We start from the raw sequence: 18,387 nt of genomic DNA, 5'->3' as shown, positions 1-18,387 counted from the left end.
TTGGAAGCCGGACTAACCGTCACTTCGCGACCGTGAAAGACTTGATTCGGCTTTCATCGAACTTTTGCAGCACTTGTTCCGGCTTCAATTGACCGATCAGCATATCCTGCATCAGCTTGCCCATCAGATCGCCGTCAATAAATTTGGTCGTATTCGTCAACGACAGGCTCTGGCTTTGTCCGGCCATCTCCGTTACGCTCTTGTAGGCGTTCGACGGCGGTCTTACCTCCATATCCTTGAACGACATTTCGCCCAGGTCCGTTCTCGCCTCATAAAACGATTTCAAGTTTTTCTCCCGGCTCAGAAACTCGTAATATTTTTGAATCTCCGGCACATGCTTTGTTCCTTTGTTCACCACGCGCACGATACCCGGACCGTAAGTAAAGCCTGTATTACCGCCGATCGGGACCGGGAACATTTTCCAATCCTTCGCGTTCGATTCGGGAAATTTGGCGGCTACTTCGTTCTGATACGTCGTGTACACAAGAATCATGGCATACTTCTGCGAGCCCATCGCGTCATAACCGCGCGTCCATTCGTTGGATAACGAGTTTTTTCCGAAATAGCCTTTGTCATACAACGTTTTGTAATCGACCAAGCCCTGCTTCGCCGATTTAAGATCGGAAAATTTCGCCTGGTTCTCGTTCAATTTTTTGAAAATGCCCGGATCTTCCTGCTGGAACGCGTATGACATCGAGGCGAACCATTGCCCTACATGCCATGTATCTTTCGTGTTGTCGTAGATCGGGGTAATTCCCTTCTTGAGCAGAACGTCGCATACCTTGAGCAGTTCGTCGAAGCTTTTGGGCGCCGTCAAGCCGTTATCCGCAAAAAGCTTCGTGTTGTACAGCATCGCCCAGCCATCGGCGGACCAGGTGTTAAAGCCGTAAATTTTGCCGTCAACCGTTGAGCCTTGAATCGCCCAATCCCGCTGCTTCGCCACCCACGGTTCTTTGGTCAAATCAAGGAAATTTTTTTCCGGCTGGTAATCCGACAGCGTAATGCCGGAATTCAAGTACATAATATCGGGCGCTTCGCCGGTTGCCAGCTTCGTTTTCATGACGTTCTTATACTGGTCGTCCGGATTCACCTGAAAATCGATCTTGATGCCGCTTTCCTTGGTAAATTCCTCCGCCAGCTTCCGGTCGACGTCCTTGATCCAGTTTTGCGAGGCACCCACGGTAATCGTCGCATCGGACTTTGGTTCCGGCTTTGGCGCGGCCGGTGCCGTCGCGTTCTTGTTCGCGGCTGCCGAATTGTCCGCCGGCGGCGCCGTATTGTTCGATGTGCCGTTCCCGCCCCCGCCGCCGCTGCAGGCTCCCAGAAGCAGTGCCGGGATCAGCATTATAATGCTTGTCGTCTGGTGCAATCGTTTGTTCAATGCGTTAACCCTCCTTTCAATTTGAATGCGTTTACAATATGTATTATAGAGGGACGCGTCCGTTTCTTCGATGCATAAAATAGATATGGTTTGCTGGATTTTTTCGTTATTCGTTTCTCAATACGGTTGTCCATGAATATAATTGAACCAATCCGCACAGGAGGTCTGATGGCTGCATGAAATACGTTGTCCCTTTTCATCTCAAATCGATTCAAACGAAGCTGTTTTGCACTTATTCGCTTCTGATCGTTTCCGTCTTCATGATTGCCGCCATTACGTTCTACATTTTCATGGCCAGGCAGATCAGCCTGAACGCGTCGGAGACGATCTACCAATCGGCCAACAATATTTCCGTAGGTCTGGACGCGCTGCTGCAGGAAATGGACAATACGGTGGTCAAAATCATTTTTTCCGACAACATTAAAAAACTGTTTTTTAACGAGCCCGATCCGACCAGCGAAATTTCGATGTTCGCGAACCAGCGAGAGCTGAACAGTCATATTTTTTCGATTATGGGTCCTCTGCAGTCCGACTGGCAGATCAATATTATGAATATGAAGGGCAGAATTTGGGGGACGGGCGATTATTCGATCAATACGTTTTTGCCTCTTTATAAAATGGAAGCGCTTGACTGGATTCGGTCGACGAACGAGCTGGACGGCAGAAAATGGATCTCCACACCCCGTAAAGATGATTGGTTTCCGGGCGATAGGACGGTCATATCCGTTTCGCGGCGTTTTCCGTGGGACCTCGGCTCGTCACGATATGCTATCGTCGAGGTCCAAACCGATTACCAGCGGCTTACGGCAGCGATCAACAAGCGGATCACGCCATCCTCCGGTGTATCGGAAACCCGGTCGTACATGGTGTTCGATCGCAACGGCACCCTCGTCTACCCGCTCGGAGCGGACTCCACCGCCGCCAAGCTGTATTGGAGCCGCGTTCAAGCGAACGCAACTCCTTCCGGCAAGCTTGAGCTGATGCGGGCCGGCGGCAATGAGATCGTCTCATTCACGAGATCGGACTATACCGGCTGGACGGTCGCCGTCTCCCAATCCGAGCGCGTGCTGCTGGTGCCGCTTGTGCGGTTTCGGAATCAGATGCTGATCGGAGCTTTCGGCCTGCTGATCGTTACGCTGCTCGTTTCGTTCTACGTTGCCAAAAGCTTAACGGCGCCCATCAAGCAGATGCATAAGCTGTTCCGTTCGTTGAGCCTGAACACGCTGCTGCCTGCCTCGCAGCAGCAAATCAATGCCGAGCTTAACGAACTGGAGATGCTCTCGACAGCGTTCAAGCAAATGTGCCTGCGGCTCGAGCTGTCGCTGGAGGAAACGCTCCTCTCCCGCTCGAAGGAAATTCAGGCGAGGATGGCGGCGCTGCAATCGCAGATGAATCCGCATTTTCTGTACAACACGATAACGGTCATCAGCGTCATGGCGGAGGAAGCCGGACATCATGAAATCGTCCGGACGTGCAAGCTGTTATCGAAGATGCTCCGCTACATACTGGATCATGACAAGCCCGCTACGACGATCGGCATGGAGCTCGATTATACGATCGACTATTTGCAATTGATGCAAATCCGCTATGAAGGGATGCTGTATTATGAAATCGACATTCATCCCGATATGCGGCATATTGTCATTCCGGCGATGACCGTTCAGCCGATTGTCGAAAATTTTTTCAAGCACGGCCTTCATGTTCCTCCGCCTTGGCGGATTTCCATCCTGGGACAAATGGACGATACGCGATGGAGCATTCAAATTGCAGACAACGGCACCGGCTTTTCGCCGGAAATGATCGAGAAATTTCCTGAGTGGGCTACCCGTATAGACCAGGAGCGCGACTTCCAACGAAACCCGTCCAAAGGCATTGGCATGGTAAATATCGATGAGCGGCTTCGAATGGTATATGGAAACGGCGCCGAGTTCCGCATATCCAACAATCGTGAAGGCGGAGCCCATATTTCGCTCGGCGGGCATGTCAAGCCGGCATCCAATCTGGAGGTGGCACCCCTATATGGGACTAGATGAGAAGTTTCATGTCGTTGTCGTTGAAGATGAACCGATCATCCTGCGCAATATCGTGGACAAAATCAACTCCACCGCTCTTCCCTTCCAAGTAACGGGCTCCGCATACGACGGCCTCGAAGCTTTGCGGCTCATCCAACAGACGAGACCGCATGTCCTTATCACCGACGTCCAGATGCCGCGAATGAGCGGCATTGAGCTCGTCCGTCACGTTTCGGCACGCTACCCCGATACGCTGACGGCGATCATCAGCGGCTACAACCAGTTTGAATACGCGCGGCAGGCAATCAAATACGGGGTTAAAGATTATTTGCTGAAGCCGGTCGACAAGGACGAAATTCAAGCAACGCTGGAAGGATTTCACCACATTTTGACGGAATGCAGGACGAACCGGGAACGGGCGTTGATCGAGGCGGCCGTTCAAGGGAGCGCTGGACCGTGGGACGGAACGGACAGCGGTCTCGATGGCGAAACGTATGTCATGCTTCTGATTCAATTGGGACATTTGCCTGCGCAGCGGTTGTCGGAGGAATCGATCGCGTTTTTGACCGACTTATGGAAGTCCGCACCGATTCATGACATCATTCAGGAGCTGAACGGCTCGGGCAGATGGCATTTGATCGATCAAACGATGCCTGGAGGCAAATATTTGGCGCTTCCCCGCCATTCCGCGCCGGATCCGGCAGATTTCGCCGAACGGCTGCTGAAGCGGCTTACCGAACTATCCGCTCCGCTCCCCGTCAACATCTGTATGATGCGGGAAAGTTTCCAGCTGCGGCAATTGTTTTATTGTGCGCTGAACTTGCGCGCCGCTATGGAGGAGCGGCTCGTTATGGGGCAATCGTCCGTAATTGTATGCGATGAGCTTCCGGCTGCGAAGGAATCCGCTGATGGGCCGCCCTGCAGCCTCCAGCACCAGTTGCTTAACCTGATGGAGCTTAACAACCGCGGCGTATTCCGCAACGAAATGCGGAGAGCGCTGCTCGGCTTGACCCGAAAAGAGATTACGCAGCTGCGGCTGCAGCAGAAAATAATTCATCTTATTCACCTTGCCTGGCAGCAAAAGCTGCTTATCCCGGAGGAAGAAATATTTCATCTTGAATATGAGCTGCTGAACCGGTTCGCTCTTTCCCCGGATTTTAGTTGCATGATAGAGCATGTCGTATCTGCCTTTGAATACATTGCGTATGCCGAGGAAGAAATGGATCATGATTCAGCGGGCGAGCTTGTCGAGCGTCTCGAGCATTATCTTCGGACCTGTTACGCCAACCCTTCCCTATCGCTTGAGGAAATTTCCGAAAGCTTTCATTACAACGCATCGTATTTGACCAAGTTGTTCAAAAAATACAAATGTACGACTCCGCTCAAGTTTGTCATAGCGCTGCGCGTCGCGGAGGCGCAGCGGCTTATCGAGTGCGAACCGGAGCTGAGCTTCAAGGAAATCGGCGAAATGGTCGGCTATACCGACCCCAATTATTTCAGCCGCATTTTTAAAAACAAGACCGGGCTCAGCCTGTCGCAGTACGAGGCGGCCTCATGCGGCCGGCGCCGCTGTCACCGCCAAGATCAGCAGGCAAAGTGCAAGCAATCATGAAAGGCCGATTGCCCGTCATGGAAAATGAGCTTGCTTAATGCATCCGATTGTGCAAAGCCGCCTCGAGATGAAACAACACGCCAAAAATAGCAAGCACAACCGTCATCGCAATGAGCGCGCCGCCGAACCAGCGATAGCCCGACTTCGCACGCAGAAGAAAACAGATAGCGGTTACCGTGAAGATCATGATGATAATTCCGAATTGAACATCGTCCGTTGTCAAAAGGTACCCCTTCCTTAAACTAAATCCATCGTTTTATATACTAATCGATATCATTGTCAAAATAATATAATCGATTGCGGATCGGATCGGCTGCTTCACGTCAAGATTTGATTCTTAGCTTTAAACGACAAATAAAGACCGGTCGCCCCAGCCCCGACAGTTCCGCAAATAATGTCCCACATCGTATCGACAAGACTGTCGTTTTGCGAATGAAGCCCGAACAGCTGATCCGTCGTATATTCGTAAATTTCCCAGCAACCGGCCATCGCGACTGCAAAAAAAAGACTGAACCATACCGCAGTCGAAGCATGCAGCTTAACCGCTTCTTTATTTTTGTTGATTTGCCTGAAGATTAACAGTCCGACAAAGCATAGAATGACCCCCGAACACAGATGCTCGATTTTATCCAACTGGGGAAAGATCGTGTAAAATCCAAATTCATTAGCCAAAAACATCGCGACAAAAATAAAAAGCAAAATAGAAAAGCGCAGTGCGGGAAACAGCTCGACCTTCGTAAATTTGATGACTGCCCGGATGAGCGCCAGCACCGCAACGATTAACACCGCCTCAAACACTTTGGCGTATATGCCGCGGATTAAAAAATAAACGAAGCACACAGCGGCAAGCGCGTATAAGGCAAGCTCAAAATAATGATTCATCCGGTCCGTTCGCTTTGGATGAAGAATAGGAATCATCTCCTTATTGAAAGCTGCTGCTTTTCGGCCGTCACTTCATTAATAAGCTTACACGGAATGAGCCGCATTATACAGGAACTGACAATAAAGAGAAAACTATTAGTTTACATATTAAATATTATGTATACTAATAAAGGAGGTCGCATATATCGGATGCCCCCTCCCCTGATGCAAGTTATGTCACCGCAGGGCCGCCTTAAGCCTTTCCAGTTCCGAATCGTTTCGCGGATCTCGCGCGGGCGCGCTCGATTTCGACCTCCCGGTTGCGCGGTTCGGCCTGGGTTACGAGAGAGTCCATCAAGCTCCGGGCAGCTGCGGTTACCTCTTGAACGGCGCGGTTGAACGCCTCTTCGTTCACCTTGGAAGGCACGGTGAAGCCCGAAATTTTCCTTACGAATTGAATCGAAGCGGCTTGAATCTCATCGTCGGTAGCCGGAGGTTCGAAGTTAAACAAAGTTTTGATGTTTCGGCACATAGTTTTCTCCTTTTCGTTTATGGTGATTCCATCGCATCCGCCAATGCGACGAGCTTATTGACCGTTTTCCAATTGCGCACGGTTCCTGCGACGTTCAGCTTGTGCAGATTCATCGCGAGCTTGGAGTCGCGGATGCTGTGATGGAATAGAAGATACATCTCCCGCCCAATTATTCGATATTCGTCATTGTCGCTCTTGTAGGGTTCGAGCCGTTCAACCGCCTCCTGCGCAGGCTCTGCAAGCAAAAACGATACATGCAGACTCTCACCTACTGCCGTTGTCTGGGCTTGAGTCACAGCCTCTTCCGAAAACGGGCAGTTTGCGGCTACATGTCTGATTTCATCGGCAGTACGCAATGCAACGGCTGCTTTTATGCCGAAGCCAGCCTCAATCTGTTCTTCAATCCGTTGGCGCAGCACCTGTTCCTCCTCGTTCGCCTCAAACAAAACATTGCCGCTTTGAATATACGTTTGAACCCGGTTTAGCCCTATCGCTTCCAGCTTCTGCCTCAATTCCGCCATTTTGATCTTATTTTTCCCGCCTACATTAATGCCCCGCAGCAGCGCAACATAAATCGCCATGATCCCACAACCTTTTTGAAATGAAATGTAAATTCGAAGCGTTCAGGCATGTCCTTGCAGATACATTATATTATACCATTTCACTCACCGGAAGGAACGATTTGTCGGACGGTTCCACCGTACCATCGATTTGCCCGCCAGCGTTTCTCCTGAATCGATCCTGTCAGCTCTGTTAAAGGAATGGCCAATCTTGCTTAGTATTGGCTTTTTTTTGCGCTGGAAGGTTAATTTACGGGCGGATTGTACGATATTCGTCACCGACCTTTACATGTTTCATCTTCCAATGATATAATTGCTTTCCAATTGTTTGGCGAAATGGAGGAGAATGTAAATGAATGTAGGACTGGCGCGGGCTGCTGCGGCTGAGTGGGTTAAGGAGCATGCCAGCCGTGCAGACGGATATTGCGGGGCTTATTTCAGCGGTTCCACGATAATTCTCGCCGATGATGCGGAGCTGCCGGCGTCATCGGACGTCGACGTCGTAGTCGTCACAGAACAGGCGGAGCCACCGATCAAGCTTGGAAAGCTCTTCTACCGCGGCACGCTTTTGGAAATTACTTATTTATCCTGGAACGAGATTGCCTCTGTCGAGGTGGTTCTCACTTCCTACCATCTGGCGGGCAGCTTCCGCACAAATACGATCATTGACGATCCGACCGGACATCTGCGCAGTTTGCAGGCAGAGGTGTCCCGTCATTTTGCGGAGCGGGACTGGGTACGCCGCCGCTGCGCAAATGCCCGGATCAAGATCGAGAACGGATTGCGGTCCATCGATGCTTCCGCGCCGCTGCATGATCAGGTAATGTCATGGTTGTTTCCGACCGGCGTAACGACGCATGTTCTACTGGTGGCAGCGCTTCGCAACCCGACCGTGCGCCTGCGCTATCTTGCCGCACGCAGCGCGCTGACGGATTACGGTCATGCCGATTTGTATCCGGAGCTTCTGAAGCTGCTCGGTTGCGATCAGCTGAGTCCGCAGCGCGTCGAGCAGCATCTCGGCGAGCTTGCCCGGACGTTCGACGCCGCTGCAGCCGCAGCCAGGACGCCGTTTTTCTTCAGCACCGACATCACCGCTGCGGCGCGGCCCATCGCAATCGACGGCAGCCGCGAGCTCATTCAATCCGGAAGTCACCGTGAAGCTGTGTTCTGGATCGTCGCTACGTTCGCGCGCTGCCACAAAATATTGGCGGCGGATGCACCGCCGGAGCTCCAGCGGACGCTCTTGCCGGCATTCGAAGCGATGATTGCCGATCTCGGGATCACTAGTGCCGGCGATCTCACCGGCCGTGCCGAGCAGGTTATCCGGTTTCTGCCCGTATTGTGGGAGACCGCCGAAGCGATTATGGCTGACAGCTGTCAGCCATAATCCCGTAGCATACAGGAGGCTCAGCTTTAGCCCTGCTGCTCGATATCGCTTGGATCCATGTACATGAATTCCCACAGATGGCCGTCCAAATCCTGAAAGCTCCACGTATACATAAAGCCATGGTCGACCGGTTCATTGTAAGCGGTGCCTCCGGCGGATAGTGCCTTATTTACAATTTCGTCTACTTTTTCCTTGCTGTCGGCGGACAAAGCCAGGATGCATTCGGTGCTCCGGGTTGTGTCCGCGATTTCTTTTTTGATAAACGACTTGAAGTTGCTTTCCACCAGCAGCATAACGTAAATATGCTCGCTTACGATCATACAGGTTGCGTTTTCGTCGGTAAACTGAGCGTTAAAAGCAAAACCGACGTTCGTGAAAAAATCGATGGACGCATTCATATTTTTAACCGGTAAATTGACAAAAATTTTGTCCGCTGTAAGAGCCATTGATCATCACCTACCTCGAAATTGGAATAGGATACCGGATGGACCGCAAGCCAGTATGTATTATATTTTAACATCTTGTGCCGTTTGCGCTTTCTTCTCGATTGCTCTTTTATTCGATTACGACTTTATCGGGTTAAGACCCCCGCCTCTAAGGCGGGCCTTGAATCAGGTGGGGTAGAGTCCCCATCTGATTCCCCGATGTTCAGCAAAGCTGAACGAGTTCACTCGAAAGTGACCGTAACAGTACGGGTGTTCGGATCGTATGCTACCGTACTTCCCAGCACTTCAGCCAACAGACGAACGGGAATCATCGTGTTGTCATGGATCAGCTTGGCGGGAGTGTCGGTCATATTGACCTGACCGTCAGCCTCGTATTGATTTCTTGTCGTATACAGCACGATTCTCCGTTCCCCCCTTTCATAAATAGCCGCTTGCAGCTTATTGTCCCAAGCCACGTCGGCTCCAAACGCCACAGCCAAGTCACGGACATACAAATAGGCGCTGCCGTCAACCGTTTCCGGCTTCACCGACGTTTTGAACCTGATCCCGTCCGCGTCGAAATAATCGTTTTCCAGTCCGAATACGGCCGTATGAGTCGTTCCTTTATGAACAGCCGATTTCCAGTAATTTTTTTTCTTCTCCGTGGAAAATGACCACTCTTTGTCCAACGGCACTATCGTGTCGTCTTCCATCGTCACTTTAAGCTTTACATTCATGGTGTACATTGTAAATGCTTGCAGCGGTTTTTTCGGAATAAACACCGCTTCGGTGCTCAGGTTTTCATCCTGTCCGGGCCTATTGACGTACAGCTCGACTTGGTCGCCGGTAGATGAGGCGAGCTCGGCCGATGCAACGTCAATCCGCTTGACATATGTACCATGAACCGTTACGGCGATCGGATAACCGACGATTTTGGGAGCATTGGCATGCATCCTCAGCGGATCCGGCGTTTCGCGATTTTCCCATTGGATCGGTACATGCGTCTGCGATTCAGCAGGCGACACGATCATGAGCGGATTTACTCTGCTGTCCGGCGAGCCGCCAAAATTGATCACGGTAAAATTTTCGGACCGGGCCAGACCGACCTCCTTGGCATCGGGCACCATATAAGCAAAACGATGATACGGCGCATGGAACAGATTGTCGATATCGGTCCAAATTGTATTGTTTCCCCTGATTCGGTTAACTTCCCCTGTAAAGTACGGGTATCCAAAATATTTCGCGCGCTCCGCAGGCGTTTTACCGAAAAAGCCCGCACCATCCGATTCCTGGTAATGGGATAACGGGTAAGAGCCTTTGTAATCATCCGGATAGTTGGCTTTTAAATATTCCACGTGCTTGGTTGCGGAGCCGGCCAGCCTGTCATTCCATTGAACGGACTGCAGACCGAGTATTTTCCGGAAATCGTTAATGGCGGTAATACCGAACTGCTGGTATTGTGCCGGCTGGGCTATCGTTTTTACCGGGCTTGCAGCAATCGTAAAGGTCCAGCTTCTGTATATTTCCCGAAATCCTTTAAAATGAATGATCAGTTCGGCCTTGTGCTCCCCCGGCGTTAAATCTTTGTCCGGAATATAAACAAACTTCGGATCAACCGGATTCCATGTCAATGATACTTGTTTGCCATCCAAATTCAACTTGTACGATTCCAACTCCGGGTTTCCCTTCAGCTCAAACAAGATTCCTATCATGGGCCGGGTTACCCCCACCGCTCCTTGCGGAAACGGCCTGTAAAAGCTCACCTTGCTTTCTTCCGCATGAATCGGGCTGCCCGCACCGGCGAAGAGCATCGCGATCAAGACGATACAAACTGTGAAAAGACGTCCAAGTTTTAACAAGATCCTATTACCTCCCTATGATGTCGAAACTATTGTGTAGAATAGCATATTCAGGAAGTTTATGGTATTAAATTTTGCTAATAAAAGCTGTAAATTTAACTAAAATAAGTCCTCAGACCTAATTTCGCGAGCTGTTCGAGCCGATAAAAAGAAAAACAACGAAGCGCTCCACCAGGGCGCTTCGTTGTTCGGTTTATTGTATCCGGGAGTCCATCAGGAATGGAAATCTTGTCCGGAACGCACTTCTTTTACGTATCCGGCACGAATGACAAAGTCGCCAAAATGCTCTCCATCCCGCCGTTCCTTCGCGTATTGGGCAATAATCGGCTTCAGCGACTCCAAAACTTCCGTCTCGCCGATATTTTCCTTGTACAGCTTGTTCAGACGGTTTCCGGCATGCCCGCCGCCCAAATACATATTGTATTTGCCCGGAGCTTTGCCGATGAACGCAATTTCCGCCAGCATAGGACGGGCGCAGCCGTTCGGACAGCCGGTCATGCGGATGACGATTTCCTCGTCGCGAAGTCCGGATTCCTCCAGCATCGGCTCGATTTTATCAAGCAGCGTCGGGAGGTAACGCTCCGCTTCAGCCATCGCCATCCCGCAAGTAGGCAGCGCAACGCAGGCCATTGAATTTTTTCGCAATGCGGAATTATGGATACCGTCGGCGATCCCGTACTCCTTGATCAATTCTTCAATGCGCTTCTTTTTCTGGCTGCTGATGCTGCCGATGATCAGGTTCTGATTCGGGGTAAGACGGAAATCTCCGTTATGCACCTTGGCGATTTCTCTGAGACCGGTCATCAGCTGATAATTCTCTTCATCCTTGATCCGGCCGTTCTCGATAAAGAATGTGAAATGCCATTTGCCGTTGCTGCCTTTCACCCATCCGTAACGGTCTCCGTTATGGTCAAAATGGTAGGGACGCGCTTCCTCCAGCTTCCATCCGAGACGGTCGGATAGTTCATGGATGAACCAATCGATGCCGCGGTCGTCGATCGTATATTTAAAGCGCGCATGCTTCCGAACCGAACGGTCGCCGTAATCCCGTTGGATCGTAACCGTCTTCTCGGCTACGTCGACAATCCGCTCCGGCGTACAAAACCCGATCACTTGAGCGACTTGCGGGTAAGTCAGCGGATCGCCGTGCGTCATTCCCATCCCGCCGCCGACCGTTACATTAAAGCCCTTCAATCGGCCATCCTCGATTATCGCGATAAACCCGAGATCCTGGGAAAATACGTCGACATCGTTGGAAGGCGGAACGGCCATTCCGATTTTAAACTTGCGCGGCAAATATACCTTGCCATAAATCGGCTCCTGCTCTTCCCCGCTCGATTGGCTGTCGACCACTTTCTCCCCATCCAGCCAAATTTCGTGATAGGCCCTAGTTCGCGGATCTAGGTGATCGCTGATCCGGCGGGCCCATTCGTACACCTCGGAATGAACCTCCGATTGGTACGGATTCGGATTGCACATGACGTTGCGGTTGACGTCTCCGCAGGCGGCCAGTGTGCTTAACAAAGCGTCGTTCACTTCGCGAATCGTCTTCTTCAGATTCCATTTGATGACGCCGTGCAGTTGGAACGATTGACGGGTCGTCAACCGGATCGATCCGTTGCCGTATTTTTGTGCGATCCGGTCCATCATCAGCCACTGATCGGGCGTGACAATCCCGCCGGCCGCGCGCACACGAAGCATGAACTGATATGCCGGCTCCAGCTTCTGCTTACTCCGCTCGTTGCGCAAATCCCGGTCATCCTGCATATAGCTGCCGTGAAACTTCATCAGCCGGTTATCGTCTTCCGGAATGGAGCCGGTAATAGGATCTTCCAGCGTATCGTTAAGACTTCCGCGCAAGTAATTGCTGTTTCGTTTAATATCTTCAACGTCGCTGTGCGGCGCACTATGCGGCGACACTAAATTGTTATCTGACATGCTTGCTTATCTCCTCTCGCGATCTTCGGGATCGTCAACTAGTACACGTCCCGCTGATAACGTTTCTGCTGTTGCATACGGGTCAAATATTCGGCGGCTTCTTCAGGGCTAAACTTGCCCTCCTGCTCGAGTATGGCTGCGAGCGCCGCATGGACGTCATGCGCCATTTTTTTCTCGTCGCCGCAGACGTAGACGCAAGCGCCTTCCTGCAGCCATTTGTAAAATTCGCGGCTTTTTTCCATCATCCGGTGCTGCACATATACTTTCTGATCGGTATCGCGGGAGAACGCGACATCCATGCGCGTCAGCACGCCGCTTTTAAGCCAGCCCTGCCATTCGACCTGGTAAAGGAAATCGGTGGCGAAATGCTGGTCTCCGTAAAACAGCCATGCTTTACCGGCCGCTCCTGTCTCCTCCCGTTCGCCAAGGAAGGCTCTGAACGGAGCGACGCCCGTACCCGGTCCGATCATGATGATCGGCGTATCCGGACTTTCAGGCAGCTTGAAATTCGAATTTTGCTGAATGAATACCGGCAGCGTTGCGCCGGACTGCACGCGCTCTGCGAGCTGTACGGAGCAGACGCCGTAACGGTCGCGGCCCAGAGCGTTATAACGCACGGTGCGGACCGTAACATGAACCTCATCCGGATACGCCTTCGAGCTGCTTGCGATCGAATACAAGCGAGCAGGCATTTTCCGCATAATCGCCGTAAAATCGCGCGCCGGAACGCCGCGCAAATTATGATCCTGCACCAAATCAAGCAGATCCCGGCCGGTCAAATAAGCTCTGAGCTCCTGCTCGCGTCCCGCCTCCAGCAGCTCATTCAGGCTGCTGTCCGGAGTCAGCTTGGCCGCTTGCTCGAGCAGCGGCTTCGTCAGCACAGTGATTTCGAAATGGCGCAGCAGCGCTTCGCGCAAAGGCTGTTCTTCGCCGTTCTTATTTACGGCAACGGGCTCCTCCGCTTTCCAGCCCATAGCCTCAATCAACTCGTCTACGAGACGAGGATGGTTTTCCGGATATATGCCCAGGCTGTCGCCAGGCTCGTATTCAAAGTTCGAGCCCTCCAGGGACAGCTCGACATGACGGGTTTCCCGGCTCGATCCGCGGCCGTTCAGATTCAAATTCTCAAGCACCTCGGCCTGGAACGGATTCGTTCTCGAATATTCCGACTCGGTCCTGCTTAATAGCGCCGCGCTTCCGGGATCGACAGCGGCCGGTACCGCAGAAGCCTCGCTTAAAGCGCCAAGCACTTGTTTCATCCACTCTGCGGCGGACTCGTCAAAATCCACGTCGCAATCGACGCGCGGAGCAATCCGCTTGGCGCCGAGCTCTTCCAGACGCTTGTCGAAATCTTTGCCCGTCTGGCAAAAGAACTCATACGATGTGTCGCCGAGCGCAAGCACGGAAAACCGCAGCCCTTCCAGTCGGGGCGCCCGCTTGCTGTGCAGGTATTCATGGAACGAAATCGCGTTGTCCGGCGGTTCGCCCTCCCCATGAGTGCTCACCAGAACAAGCAAATGCTGAATCGTTTTTAAATTGTTCGTTTTAAAGGCGCTCATCGCCGAGAGCGTCACCTGAAATCCTTGCTCCTCCAGCTTTTTCGACAGCTTTTTCGCCAAGCCGTTGCAATTGCCCGTCTGAGAACCGACGAGTACGGTGACTTCCTTGGAGACGGGTACCGCATTCGCGACTGTACCCGCCAACGGCGTACCTGCCGTTGCAGCAGCCGCCGGACTTTGAAGCGCTGTAAGAAATCCGCTCAACCACATCCGCTGCGTTTCCGTCAGCGCAGGCAGAAGGCGATTGAGCAGCTCGACCTGCTCCTGATTAAAAGGACTGTTCGTTACTTTAAGTTCCACCACTATCCACCTCGCGTAGCATGCATGAAATATGAGCTTTAATTCCAAGTATTAATATATAATTAATGATACTCATTAGAACCTATCATAGCTTACGAGCCAGGTCAATTAGAATCATCTTATAAGTTTTATCAAATATATTGATAAACTGCGGATCAACCGCTTGTATTTCCAGATATATACAAAAACAGGCTGCCGGCGCCCCGGAAGCCTGTCAAATTAGTCATATTCCATCCCATATGTTTCGTTTCCCATGATGCTGGCGCTAAACCCGCTCGCCGGATTTTTTACAATTTCAATGAACTCGAGCAGCTCGCCGTCCGGCCCTGATATAAACACGACCTTCCATCCGTTCGCCATTACAACCGGCTGTTCTTCGATCCGTACCGAACGTACAGACCGCAATCGGTTGCATAACGCGTCCGTATTCTCCACTTCGAACGCGATGTGCGTACGAGCCGGGGATGGAACGAACGTTTCGGGCTGCACCAGCTCCAGTCGGTCCGTCCCCAGCTTCAAAAAAGCGATCCGTTCGTTTTCCCATTCCATTCGCGCTTCCATTGTGAAACCCAGCCAACGCTCATAGAAGGCAACCGATCTTTCCAAATATGCGACTTCGATGGATACATGATGAAGCATCAATCTTATCCCATCCTTTATATAATCAAATTCATATCGCCGAATTCATGCCACAAATAGCCGAGCTCAATCGCCTCCCGGTAAGCGTCATACAGCATATCCGGGTCGACAAAAGCGGATAACAGCTCGAGATGGCTCGCTTCCGGCTCATGGAATCCGCTGATTAATCCGTTTACGACCTGAAGAGGAGTAGTGCGGTTAATCATCAAATTCGTCCAGCCGGACATGGCGACCGGCTCACGGCTGGCGTCGACGGACGATTCCAGGGCGCGAACGACAGTCGTGCCCACGGCGATCACTTTTCCGCCGCGCTGCATCGTTTGCTTGATGGCCTCGATCGTTTCGGCAGGCACCTCAAACTGTTCGAAATTATATGTCGGGTCGGGATGACCGCCGCTTTCCGGTATATAGCTCAAGCCGGTATGAAGCTGAACGTACGCAATACGTACGCCGCTTCGCTGCAATTTGAACAGCAGCTCCCAACTGAACGCCCTGCCTGCCGACGGCATTTCAACCGAACCCGGCACGGATGCATACACCGTCTGGTAGTAGTCCAGCTCCCACGGTTGACGGATATATTCATAGCGGACCGGCTCGGCCCACGCATATATTTGATCCATTAATGCAGCACCCTCCAATGAAAAAACGATCCGGATCAAAGGCTTGACGGATGTGCCCTCCGCCACGGCGGACAGTGCGGGTGAAAATTCGAACGTATCGCCGGCTTCCACCGTGGCATCTACCGCCAGCGCTTCCCAAGCCGCACCGTTCAATCGCCGGGCAAGCCGGATTTCGACGCGCGCCGCCATGACTGCGCCACTTCTTCTCCAGACGCCGTACAGCACGCAGGGGATCGTCCGGCTTGCATTCAAGACGAGCAAATCCCCAGGCTGCACATATTCGCCTAGTTGATGAAAATGGGCGTGCGACCTGTGACCCGTTTGCCGGTCAAGAACAAGCAGCTTGACATGATCGCGCCGGATGCCTCTCCTTTCCGGAGGCGAGGCCGCGTTTAATTCGTCGGGCAGCTCGAATACGACCGTTTTAGTATCCATGCCCGCCGCCTCCTTCCTGCCGAAGAAATTGCGGGGCTATAAATCGCTGCCCGTTGGCATGCGCCGAATCCTCGGAGGCGAGATACAAAAACACGCCGGTCACATCATTAGGAACTGCAAGCTCATAGTCGCAGTCCGGGACGGCCAGGGCGTGCATCTGCGTATCCATCTCGCCGGGGTCTACCATATTGACACGCACCTCCGTTTCCTGCAGCTCGTCGGCCCAAGTTTCCGTCAATCCTTCCAAGGCGAACTTGGAAATTCCGTAGGCGCCCCACCCGGCGTAGCCGACATTTCCTGCGGCCGACGTAACGTTAATAATGGAGCCGTCTCCACGGACCAGCATATTCGCGATGACGCGCCGGGTCACCAGGAACGGACCGACGGCATTAACGCGAAGCACCTCGGCAAAGTCCGTTTCCGGATAATCCAGCAGCAGCGGCATCGGACTCGGACCGAGGACGGACGCGTTATTGATCAGCACATCGATCCGTCCGAACCTGTCTTCCGCGGCCGCGACAAACCGTTCCACGTCGCGGGACACGGACATATCTCCGACTGTCGCCAGCACCTCGACGCCCAATGCCTCCAGCTCCCGTTTGACGCTCATTAGCGCTCGCTCTCCCCGCGCCGCAATCGCGAGCTTCGCTCCCTGCTTGGCAAACGCAAATGCGAGCGCTCTCCCCAGACCTTTCGAACCTCCTGTAATCATGACTACTTTTCCGTGTAACCGTGCCATCTCAACCACTCCTTTTTTACCCGCATTAGCGGTAGAAATCCGGGGACAAAGGCGATTCGCTCACGCTTCTCCAGAACGATTCCGCCCTCTCCGCGATTTATTCACCACGCTCTTAGATTACCGCATAAGGAAGCTTTGAGCGTCAGCACGGGGAATGAACTATGACAAAAAAACGCTCATCCGTTCGGATGAGCGTATATGCGACTTTAGTATGAAATTGGCACTTGTCAAAAGATAGAGGTCAATTTCAAGCCGTCCGCGGCGCTGTTTTTAAAATTGAGAAACAGGTCGATGTACCGCCGTATCAAAGCTTTCAGCAAAAGATGAACTTGGATGAAAGGATAAATTTTACGGCATACTAAACGGATAAACTGGAAATAAACGGTCTGGAGGATAAAATTGCGAATACAAAAAGTAGACACCTTTCCCCTCTTCTACCGGATTCCGAAGCCGTACGGAGATGCCAATGGCATCAAATCATACCGGGCCTGCTATATGATTCGACTTACAACCGAAGACGGTGTCGAAGGCTGGGGCGAATGCGCCGATTGGCTGCCGGCACTGGACAAAGGCTTTCGGGACCGGATCATCCCTTATTTGACAGGCAAGTCGGCCGCGGAGCGGAACACTCTCGTTCCAACAATCAGTCAATGGCATTCCCGTGCGGCATCGGCCGTCAGCATGGCCTTAACGGAAATTACCGCCAAAGCATGCGGCTTGTCGGTATGCGGGCTGTGGGGCGGCAAGCGCCGGAATGCCGTTCCGGTCTATGCTTCCTTTCAATCGTATACGGATGGCTCCGACTGGACGAAGCAATCCTTGCTCTCTATCGAACGGGCGATTGCGGACGGTTTCGGGATGGTGAAGCTCAAAATCGGCGGAAAATCGATTGCCTGCGATCAGCAGCATATCAGTGACGCTCAAGCGCTGCTGCAGGATCGTATCGGACTGGCGTTGGACGCCAATCAAAGCTATGATGCGGCGGCTGCGCTAAAGTGGAAGGCTCTGCTGGAAGCATGGCCTAACGTCATGTGGCTGGAGGAGCCGATTCCGGTCAAGCACACGGACGAATATGCATGCCTCAGGCAGCGTCTGTCCGTCCCGCTTGCAGGCGGCGAAAATATTGAAGCGGCCGCTGACTTTATTCCGCTCCTGACCCGGCATGCGATCGATATCGTAACTCCCGATCCGCTGCATGTTGCAGGAATAGACGATTATTTGGGGACGCTCAAGCTCGCCAGACAGTTTGGCGCTCGCGTATCCCCCCACAGCTTCGACGGCGCGCTGTCGCGGCTGTATGCCGTTATGGCCCATGCCTGCCTGGAACCTTGGAGTAAAATGGAGACGGAAGCGATTGAGCCCGTCGAATGGGATGTGATGGACAATCCGTTTGCTCATACGGTCCCGGTACGACCCGTACAAGGCGAGCTTATGCTGCCGGAAGGTCACGGAACCGGACTTGAAATCGACATGGAGCTGCTCCGTTTTTACAAATGGGACGGGAGCAGCTACAGCTGAGCCGGCACAG

General features: G+C 52.4%; 16 protein-coding genes. 4 read left to right on the top strand and 12 right to left on the bottom strand.

Annotated elements, in window-relative coordinates; genetic code table 11:
• Positions 1-19 precede the first annotated feature (19 nt).
• The gene (locus tag E1757_RS21455) at positions 20-1,381 is read right to left on the bottom strand and encodes an ABC transporter substrate-binding protein (RefSeq protein ID WP_133231939.1); all 1,362 of its coding nucleotides are present in this window, start codon (positions 1,379-1,381) and stop codon (positions 20-22) included.
• Positions 1,382-1,557: 176 nt separating this feature from the next.
• Here E1757_RS21455 and E1757_RS21450 point away from each other — a divergent pair, with 176 nt between their 5' ends.
• Both E1757_RS21450 and E1757_RS21445 read left to right on the top strand, forming a co-directional pair.
• Positions 1,558-3,414, top strand: coding sequence for a cache domain-containing sensor histidine kinase (locus E1757_RS21450; protein ID WP_133231937.1), 1,857 nt, complete (start codon positions 1,558-1,560; stop codon positions 3,412-3,414).
• Positions 3,401-5,005: a response regulator gene (locus tag E1757_RS21445; RefSeq protein ID WP_165972218.1), complete on the top strand. Its 1,605-nt coding sequence runs from the start codon at positions 3,401-3,403 to the stop codon at positions 5,003-5,005. Before E1757_RS21450 ends, E1757_RS21445 begins: the two co-directional genes overlap by 14 nt.
• Before the next feature lie 34 nt (positions 5,006-5,039).
• On the opposite strand, the gene E1757_RS21440 is transcribed toward E1757_RS21445, so the two are convergent.
• From E1757_RS21440 to E1757_RS21425, 4 genes are all read right to left on the bottom strand, one after another.
• A complete protein-coding gene (locus E1757_RS21440) occupies positions 5,040-5,228 on the bottom strand; it encodes a hypothetical protein (RefSeq protein WP_133231933.1) in 189 nt (62 codons plus the stop codon).
• Positions 5,229-5,323: 95 nt separating this feature from the next.
• Positions 5,324-5,887 carry a DUF2238 domain-containing protein gene (locus E1757_RS21435; protein WP_133231931.1) on the bottom strand — a complete coding sequence of 188 codons (564 nt, stop codon included), beginning with the start codon at positions 5,885-5,887 and terminating at the stop codon, positions 5,324-5,326.
• A gap of 232 nt (positions 5,888-6,119) precedes the next feature.
• Positions 6,120-6,398: a DUF2277 domain-containing protein gene (locus E1757_RS21430; protein ID WP_133231929.1), complete on the bottom strand. Its 279-nt coding sequence runs from the start codon at positions 6,396-6,398 to the stop codon at positions 6,120-6,122.
• A 17-nt stretch (positions 6,399-6,415) separates the two neighbouring features.
• On the bottom strand, positions 6,416-6,979 hold the full coding sequence (locus E1757_RS21425) for a DUF1697 domain-containing protein (RefSeq protein ID WP_133231927.1): 564 nt from the start codon (positions 6,977-6,979) through the stop codon (positions 6,416-6,418).
• A gap of 331 nt (positions 6,980-7,310) precedes the next feature.
• Here E1757_RS21425 and E1757_RS21420 point away from each other — a divergent pair, with 331 nt between their 5' ends.
• Entirely contained in the window at positions 7,311-8,345 is a 1,035-nt protein-coding gene (locus tag E1757_RS21420; RefSeq protein WP_133231925.1) for a hypothetical protein, read from the top strand.
• A 26-nt stretch (positions 8,346-8,371) separates the two neighbouring features.
• On the opposite strand, the gene E1757_RS21415 is transcribed toward E1757_RS21420, so the two are convergent.
• The 7 genes from E1757_RS21415 to E1757_RS21385 all read right to left on the bottom strand — a co-directional run bounded on the left by E1757_RS21415 (position 8,372) and on the right by E1757_RS21385 (position 16,859).
• On the bottom strand, positions 8,372-8,791 hold the full coding sequence (locus E1757_RS21415; RefSeq protein ID WP_133231923.1) for a VOC family protein: 420 nt from the start codon (positions 8,789-8,791) through the stop codon (positions 8,372-8,374).
• A gap of 221 nt (positions 8,792-9,012) precedes the next feature.
• Positions 9,013-10,629: a stalk domain-containing protein gene (locus E1757_RS21410; protein WP_133231921.1), complete on the bottom strand. Its 1,617-nt coding sequence runs from the start codon at positions 10,627-10,629 to the stop codon at positions 9,013-9,015.
• A gap of 213 nt (positions 10,630-10,842) precedes the next feature.
• Positions 10,843-12,567 carry an assimilatory sulfite reductase (NADPH) hemoprotein subunit gene (gene cysI, locus E1757_RS21405; RefSeq protein ID WP_133231920.1) on the bottom strand — a complete coding sequence of 575 codons (1,725 nt, stop codon included), beginning with the start codon at positions 12,565-12,567 and terminating at the stop codon, positions 10,843-10,845.
• Between the two features lie 38 nt (positions 12,568-12,605).
• Positions 12,606-14,426 carry an assimilatory sulfite reductase (NADPH) flavoprotein subunit gene (locus E1757_RS21400; protein ID WP_133231918.1) on the bottom strand — a complete coding sequence of 607 codons (1,821 nt, stop codon included), beginning with the start codon at positions 14,424-14,426 and terminating at the stop codon, positions 12,606-12,608.
• A gap of 219 nt (positions 14,427-14,645) precedes the next feature.
• On the bottom strand, positions 14,646-15,065 hold the full coding sequence (locus tag E1757_RS21395) for a VOC family protein (protein ID WP_246079379.1): 420 nt from the start codon (positions 15,063-15,065) through the stop codon (positions 14,646-14,648).
• 17 nt (positions 15,066-15,082) lie between these two features.
• Positions 15,083-16,120 carry an S-adenosylmethionine:tRNA ribosyltransferase-isomerase gene (locus E1757_RS21390; RefSeq protein ID WP_133231914.1) on the bottom strand — a complete coding sequence of 346 codons (1,038 nt, stop codon included), beginning with the start codon at positions 16,118-16,120 and terminating at the stop codon, positions 15,083-15,085.
• Positions 16,110-16,859: an SDR family NAD(P)-dependent oxidoreductase gene (locus tag E1757_RS21385; protein ID WP_133231912.1), complete on the bottom strand. Its 750-nt coding sequence runs from the start codon at positions 16,857-16,859 to the stop codon at positions 16,110-16,112. The genes E1757_RS21390 and E1757_RS21385 overlap by 11 nt, the downstream gene beginning before the upstream one ends.
• A 399-nt stretch (positions 16,860-17,258) precedes the next feature.
• On the opposite strand from E1757_RS21385, the gene E1757_RS21380 reads away from it, so the two are divergent.
• Positions 17,259-18,377, top strand: coding sequence for a mandelate racemase/muconate lactonizing enzyme family protein (locus E1757_RS21380; protein ID WP_133231910.1), 1,119 nt, complete (start codon positions 17,259-17,261; stop codon positions 18,375-18,377).
• Positions 18,378-18,387 lie beyond the last annotated feature (10 nt).

Source organism: Paenibacillus piri (assembly GCF_004354045.1).
GTDB classification, from domain to species: Bacteria; Bacillota; Bacilli; order Paenibacillales; family NBRC-103111; genus Paenibacillus_S; species Paenibacillus_S piri.
This window is presented reverse-complemented; position numbering and strand designations above follow the sequence as displayed.